Here is a 3,322-nt window from a genome sequence, read left to right on the forward strand (position 1 = left end):
AATGCTATCATGGACGTTTTTGTGATCAAGCTTTCATGCGCCGTGCAAGGATTTCAAGGTGCTGACAGAACGCCACATTCCCGCATTCCCCTCTTGATCCAAACCCACCCCCGCTTTATACGCGCCGAATGGCAATCCGTGCCACGTACGAATCAATGATACGCCGCGTTCGGCCACTCCCGTCGCTGGGGGTCGCATCCGGCAAAGGAGAAGCGACATGAGACTTAATGAACTGCACGACAATCCAGGTGCCACGAAAAAACGCAAGCGCGTAGGTCGCGGTGTTGGTTCCGGCATGGGTAAGACCGGTGGCCGTGGTATTAAAGGTCAAAAATCCCGTTCGGGTGTTGCGATCAAGGGTTTTGAGGGTGGCCAGATGCCGCTCTACCAACGCCTTCCAAAGCGTGGCTTTAACAACATCAACTCCAAGACACACGCTGTTGTGAACCTTGGCTTGATCCAGAAATTCGTAGACGCAGGTAAGATTGACGCAAAAGCGCCGATCACAGAGGAATCGCTCGTTGCGTCCGGTCTTGTACGTCGCATCAAAGACGGTGTCCGTGTTCTAGCGAAGGGCGAAATCACGTCCAAGCTAAACATCACAGTAACAGGTGCTTCTAAGACAGCTGTTGAAGCGGTGGAAAAAGCTGGCGGATCACTTACGGTCACAAAAGCGGTTGCGGCTGAATAACAGGTTGTTACGGGCCGCTTGGCCCACTACATACCTCTAGACGTTTTCCTGAATGCCGCCTGAGCTGAGAACGCTCATGCGGCATTTTTTATTAAGAAGAGAGCCGTTCATGGTATCCGCAGCAGAACAAATGGCAGCCAACACGAGTTGGTCTGCACTTGGCAAAGCCACAGATCTTCGCAGCCGTATCCTTTTCACGCTTGGTCTGTTGATCGTTTACCGTTTGGGCACATTTATTCCCGTCCCCGGTATCGATGGCGCAGCACTGCGTGAATTCATGGAATCGGCGGGGCAGGGCATCGGTGGCATGGTCTCCATGTTCACAGGCGGTGCGCTTGGTCGCATGGGCATCTTCGCTTTGGGTATTATGCCCTACATCTCGGCCTCTATTATCGTGCAGCTTTTGACATCGATGGTTCCCGCGTTGGAGCAATTGAAGAAAGAGGGCGCGCAAGGTCAAAAGAAAATCAATCAATACACGCGCTATGGCACAGTTGCCTTGGCAACTATGCAGGCTTACGGCCTAGCAGTCAGCCTAGAAGCGGGTGGTTTGGTTACTGAGGGCGGCGCATTCTTCCGCATCGCCTGCTTGATCACGCTTGTTGGCGGTACAATGTTCCTGATGTGGCTGGGTGAGCAAATCACCGCGCGCGGCATTGGTAACGGTATTTCCTTGATTATCTTCGTCGGCATTATCGCCGAAGTTCCTGCTGCTTTGGCGCAGTTCTTCGCCTCTGGCCGCTCTGGTGCGATCAGCCCTGCGGTTATTGTGGGGGTTATCTTAATGGTGGTGATCACCATTGCCTTTGTGGTTTTTATGGAGCGCGCATTGCGCAAGATCCATATTCAGTACCCACGCCGGCAAGTTGGCATGAAGGTTCAGGAAGGCTCGTCGTCGCACCTGCCGGTTAAGGTTAACCCAGCCGGAGTTATCCCTGCGATTTTCGCAAGCTCGCTTTTGCTGCTGCCTGCGACGATTTCTACGTTCTCTGGCAACTCGACAGGCCCAGTCATGTCCACGCTGCTTGCGTATTTCGGACCTGGTCAGCCGCTGTATCTGTTGTTCTTTGCTGCGATGATCGTATTCTTTACGTTCTTCTATACGTTTAACGTGTCGTTCAAAGTGGACGATGTTGCGGACAATCTGAAGAACCAGAACGGTTTCGTCCCCGGTGTTCGCCCCGGCAAGAAGACAGCTGAATATCTTGAATTCGTGGTGTCCCGTCTGTTGGCTCTTGGTGCGGCCTACCTCACCTTGGTTTGCTTGCTGCCGGAAATCATCCGCGGCCAATTCGCCATTCCGTTTTATTTTGGTGGAACGTCGGTTTTGATTGTGGTCTCTGTGACCATGGACACCATTCAACAGGTGCAGAGTCACTTGCTTGCGCACCAGTACGAAGGTTTGATCCAGAAATCCCAGCTGCGCGGTAAGGGCGGCAAAGGACGCAAGAAACGGAGCCCAATTCGCCGATGACACATATTATTCTGCTAGGACCACCCGGAGCCGGTAAAGGTACACAAGCCGCCTTGCTCGTTGAAGATCGCAACATGATCCAGTTAAGCACTGGTGATATGCTGCGAGAAGCAAAAGACAGCGGTACCGAAATGGGCAAGGTTGTAGCAGATGTTATGGCGCGCGGTGACTTGGTCACGGACGAGATCGTGATCGGTCTGATCCGCGAGAAGTTGCTAGGCGACAAAGCCGGCGGTTTCATCTTTGACGGTTTTCCACGCACTTTGGCACAAGCAGATGCTTTGGCAGAGTTGATGGAAGAGCAGGGCGAAGTCTTGGATCACGCGATTGAGCTGCAAATGGACGATGATGTCTTGGTTGACCGCATTGTTGGACGTGCTGCTGACGCGGCCGCTGCGGGCAAGCCTGTGCGCGCAGATGACAACGCGGAAAGTCTAAAAATTCGCCTTATGGCGTATTACAAACAAACATCCCCGCTACTTGGCTACTATCACGCCAAAGGCTTGCTGCGCGGTGTCGATGGTCTTGGCACCATGGACGGCGTAAAAGCGGACATCGCGGGTGTTCTAAAGGCCTAAGGGACACTCACTTTAAGGACCTATTGACCCTTTAGTCAAAAGGTCCTAATTCCATCACATCTATAACGAGAATCAAACCGTCAGATTCGGGTAGCTCCCTAGTTTGACAGATCACCTGATCAGCTTAAGCCCTCGGCTCAGTCGCCTAGGGCTTTGTGTTGTGAAAAAAGGGTCCGGCATTACGGACCCGCAACGAAGAAGGAAGTTCCCACTTGGCACGTATTGCCGGCGTAAACATCCCGACCCATAAACGGGTCCCGATCGCCCTAACTTATATCACTGGTATTGGCCCAGCCTCTGCTAAAATCATCTGTGAATCTCTCAAGATTGACGTGTCGCGCCGTATTAACGAGCTGTCCGATGCAGAAGTTCTCGCGGTTCGCGAATTCATCGATGCGACATTCACCGTAGAAGGCGACCTTCGCCGTGACACGCAGATGAACATCAAGCGCATGATGGACCTTGGTAGCTACCGTGGCCTACGTCACCGTCGCAATCTTCCTGTACGTGGTCAGCGTACGTCAACAAACGCTCGTACTCGCAAAGGTCCTGCAAAGGCCATTGCTGGTAAGAAGAAAT

Annotated in this window: 4 protein-coding genes; all 4 read left to right on the forward strand. The window is 52.8% G+C overall.

The window, feature by feature from the left end:
• The first annotated feature begins 217 nt into the window (after positions 1-217).
• Positions 218-691: a 50S ribosomal protein L15 gene (rplO, locus tag QZ279_RS07285; RefSeq protein WP_293449616.1), complete on the forward strand. Its 474-nt coding sequence runs from the start codon at positions 218-220 to the stop codon at positions 689-691.
• A 109-nt stretch (positions 692-800) separates the two neighbouring features.
• The gene (secY, locus tag QZ279_RS07290) at positions 801-2,165 is read left to right on the forward strand and encodes a preprotein translocase subunit SecY (protein WP_293449618.1); all 1,365 of its coding nucleotides are present in this window, start codon (positions 801-803) and stop codon (positions 2,163-2,165) included.
• Positions 2,162-2,743 carry an adenylate kinase gene (locus QZ279_RS07295; RefSeq protein ID WP_293449620.1) on the forward strand — a complete coding sequence of 194 codons (582 nt, stop codon included), beginning with the start codon at positions 2,162-2,164 and terminating at the stop codon, positions 2,741-2,743. The genes secY and QZ279_RS07295 overlap by 4 nt, the downstream gene beginning before the upstream one ends.
• Before the next feature lie 212 nt (positions 2,744-2,955).
• Positions 2,956-3,322, forward strand: a 367-nt coding sequence (gene rpsM / locus QZ279_RS07300) for a 30S ribosomal protein S13 (RefSeq protein WP_293449622.1), incomplete at its 3' end; no start/stop codon positions are given.

Source organism: Planktotalea sp. (genome assembly GCF_018607965.1).
Lineage (GTDB): Bacteria > Pseudomonadota > Alphaproteobacteria > Rhodobacterales > Rhodobacteraceae > Planktotalea.